We start from the raw sequence: 2,815 nt of genomic DNA on the forward strand, positions 1-2,815 counted from the left end.
TGGCCGACATCCGCTCCACCCGCAGGCTCATGGTCTCCAACCCCTTGAGCAGCACCCAGGCGTTGAACGCGCTCATCCCGAACCCGGCGTGGCGCATGAGGTTCTGCACCGGCCCGGAGATGAACTCCTCCGGCCCCAGCACGGCGCCGCCCAGGACGCGGCCCTGGCCGTCGATGTGCTTGGTGGTGGAGTAGACCACGATGTCCGCGCCCAGCTCGAGCGGCTTCTGGTGCAGGACGGTGGCAAAGACGTTGTCCACCACCACCTGCGCGCCGGCCGCATGGGCCAGCTCGCATACCGCGCGGACGTCCACCAGCTCCTGCATGGGATTGGAGGGGGACTCGAAGAACACGGCGTCGGTCGGCTCGCTCAACGCCTCGCGCCACTGGTCCAGATCGGCGCCGTCCACGAACACCGTCTCCACGCCCCAGCGCGGCAGTATCTCGTTGCAGATCACGAAGCAGGAACCGAACAGCGCCCGCGAGGCCACCAGGCGCGAGCCGTTGCCGCACAGCGCGGCCAGCGCCACGAACACCGCCGACATGCCGGAGCTGGTGGCGAAGCACGCCTCGGCGCCCTCGATCTGCCGCAGCCGCTCCTGGAACATCGCCACGGTGGGGTTGCCGTAGCGGGAGTAGACGAAGCGCTGGATGTCCCCGTTGAACGCCGCCTCCGCGGCCTCCGCCGACTCGTAGACGTAGCCGGAGTTGAGGAACATCGGCTCCGAGGTCTCCTCGAAGCCGGTGCGCATCTGACCGGCCCGGACCCCCAGGGTGTCCGAGTGGAGGCCGTCGGGGAGCTCGTTGTTCTTCATCCTGTGCTTTCTCGTAGAATGGGCGGGACTCGGTGGGCGCGGCGGGCCGCCGCGCCGGTCAGGACTGCCGCCAGGGCAGGCCCGCGACCTTCCAACCGTTGACCGTGCCGCGGTGGCCGGTGTCGTCCGGGTCGCCCTCGAACCCCTCGGCCACGTTGTAGGCGGGGCCGTAACCGGCGGCGGTGGCGGCGCTCGCGGCGGCCGCCGACCGGGCCCCGCTGCGGCACAGGAACAGCACCGGCGTGTCCGGGCCCAGGCCCGCCTCGGCGAGCTGCTCCACGAACCGCTGGTTGCGCTCGCCCGCCGAGGTCATCCACTCGATGCCCAGCGTGTGCTTGCCCAGCCCCGACAGGTCGGCACCGCCGACCCACTGCCACTCGGCGCTGGTGCGCACGTCCACCAGCACCGCGTCCGGCTCGCTCGCGAGCAGATCCCAGGCCTGATGCGGATCGAGGTCCCCCACGTAGTCGCTCATGGGAGACGATTATGCTCCCCCACCCGCCGTTCGGTCGGGTCGAGGTCCCCGGGTCGCCCATCTGTGCGACGATCGGGACATGACGACTCCCTCGGATTCCGTGTTGCGCGTGGCCGTCGTCGGATCCGGGCCCGCGGGCGTCTACGCGTGCGAGGCCCTGCTCACCTGGGCCGATCAGCACGGCCGGGACATCGTGGTGGACTGCCTGGACCGGCTCCCCGTGCCGTTCGGCCTGCTCCGCCACGGCGTGGCCCCCGACCACCCGCGCATCAAGGGCATCGCCCGCACGCTGGAGTCGATCGGCGCCGACCCGCGGATCCGCTTCCTGGGCAACGTCGAGTTCGGCCGCGACCTCACCGTGGCGGACGTGCCGCGGTTCTACCACGCGGCGGTGTTCGCCACCGGCGCGCTGGCCGACCGCGAGCTCGGCATCCCCGGCGAGCACCTCGCCGGCTCGTACGGCGCCGCGCAGTTCGTCACCTGGTACGACGGCCACCCCGACGCCGACCGCGACTGGGCCCTGACCGCCCGCCGCGCCGCCGTGGTGGGCGTGGGCAACGTGGCCCTGGACGTGGCCCGGATGCTCGTCCGCACCCCCGGGCAGCTCGAGGCCACCGACATCCCCGAGCACGTCCGCGAGGGCTTCTCCGCCAGCGCCACCCGGGTGGTGTCCGTGATCGGCCGGCGCGGCCCGGCGTACGCCAAGTTCACCCCGCTGGAGCTGCGGGAGATGGGCAAGGTGGAGGGCCTGACGATCGTGGTGGACCCCGCCGACCTGGAGTACGACGACGAGGCCCGCGATCACCTGGAGCATGATCGCCGGGCAGGGCAGGTCTGCGACCAACTGGCCGCGTGGGCGGCCGCGCAGGCGGAGGCCGGTCACGCCTCGGCCGACCAGGCCGAGGCCGCCGCCCTCTCCGCCGGCGGGCGCGTGGTGCGGTTCCGCTTCCACCGGTCCCCCGTCGAGGTGCTCGGCGTCGACGGCCGCGTGGCCGGCCTGCGCCTCGAGCGGACCGAGCCCGACGGCACGCGGGTGCGCGCCACCGGCGAGGTCGAGGAGATCGCCGTGGATGCCGTCTACCGGGCCGTGGGCTACCGGTCGGACCCGCTCGCCGGCGTGCCGTTCGACCCGTCCACCGCGACCATCCCCAACGACGGCGGGCGGGTGCTCACCGGGCCCGGCGGCGAGCCCGTGCGGGGGCTGTACACCGCCGGGTGGATCAAGCGCGGGCCCACCGGCGTGATCGGCACCAACCGCCACTGCGCGGTGGACACGGTGGACCTGCTGATCGCCGACCTCGACGCCGGCGCCCTGGCAGAGCCCGAGCGCACCGACCCGCAGGCCGTGCGCGACCTGCTGGCCGAGCGCGGGGTGACCGTGGTGGACGGCTCCGGCTGGGCCGCGATCGACGCCCGCGAGCGCTCGCTCGGACGGGCCGCCGGCCGCGAGCGCACCAAGCTCGGCAGCCGCGCGGCGATGCTCGACGTGGCCGCCGCCGGCTGACCGCCCCCCACCCACCGCCCCC

Annotated in this window: 3 protein-coding genes; 1 reads left to right on the plus strand and 2 read right to left on the minus strand. The window is 73.6% G+C overall.

Translation table 11 applies throughout. The annotated features are described in order from the left end of the window. Both Q0444_RS05540 and Q0444_RS05545 read right to left on the minus strand, forming a co-directional pair. Positions 1–814, minus strand: an 814-nt coding sequence (locus tag Q0444_RS05540) for an aminotransferase class I/II-fold pyridoxal phosphate-dependent enzyme (RefSeq protein ID WP_299021984.1), incomplete at its 3' end; no start/stop codon positions are given. A 58-nt stretch (positions 815–872) separates the two neighbouring features. Continuing rightward, complete coding sequence (locus tag Q0444_RS05545; RefSeq protein WP_291079491.1) at positions 873–1,289, minus strand: rhodanese-like domain-containing protein; 417 nt, start codon at positions 1,287–1,289, stop codon at positions 873–875. Between the two features lie 79 nt (positions 1,290–1,368). On the opposite strand from Q0444_RS05545, the gene Q0444_RS05550 reads away from it, so the two are divergent. Then, a complete protein-coding gene (locus Q0444_RS05550; RefSeq protein ID WP_291079492.1) occupies positions 1,369–2,793 on the plus strand; it encodes an FAD-dependent oxidoreductase in 1,425 nt (474 codons plus the stop codon). The last annotated feature ends 22 nt before the right edge of the window (positions 2,794–2,815 follow it).

Source organism: uncultured Dietzia sp., from assembly GCF_937873725.1.
Taxonomy (GTDB): Bacteria; Actinomycetota; Actinomycetes; order Mycobacteriales; family Mycobacteriaceae; genus Dietzia.

Coding starts and splice junctions, on each gene's coding strand:
- Q0444_RS05545 (WP_291079491.1), bottom strand. CDS start 1,289: ATGAGCGACTACGTGGGGGACCTCGATCCGCATCAGGCCTGGGATCTG.
- Q0444_RS05550 (WP_291079492.1), top strand. CDS start 1,369: ATGACGACTCCCTCGGATTCCGTGTTGCGCGTGGCCGTCGTCGGATCC.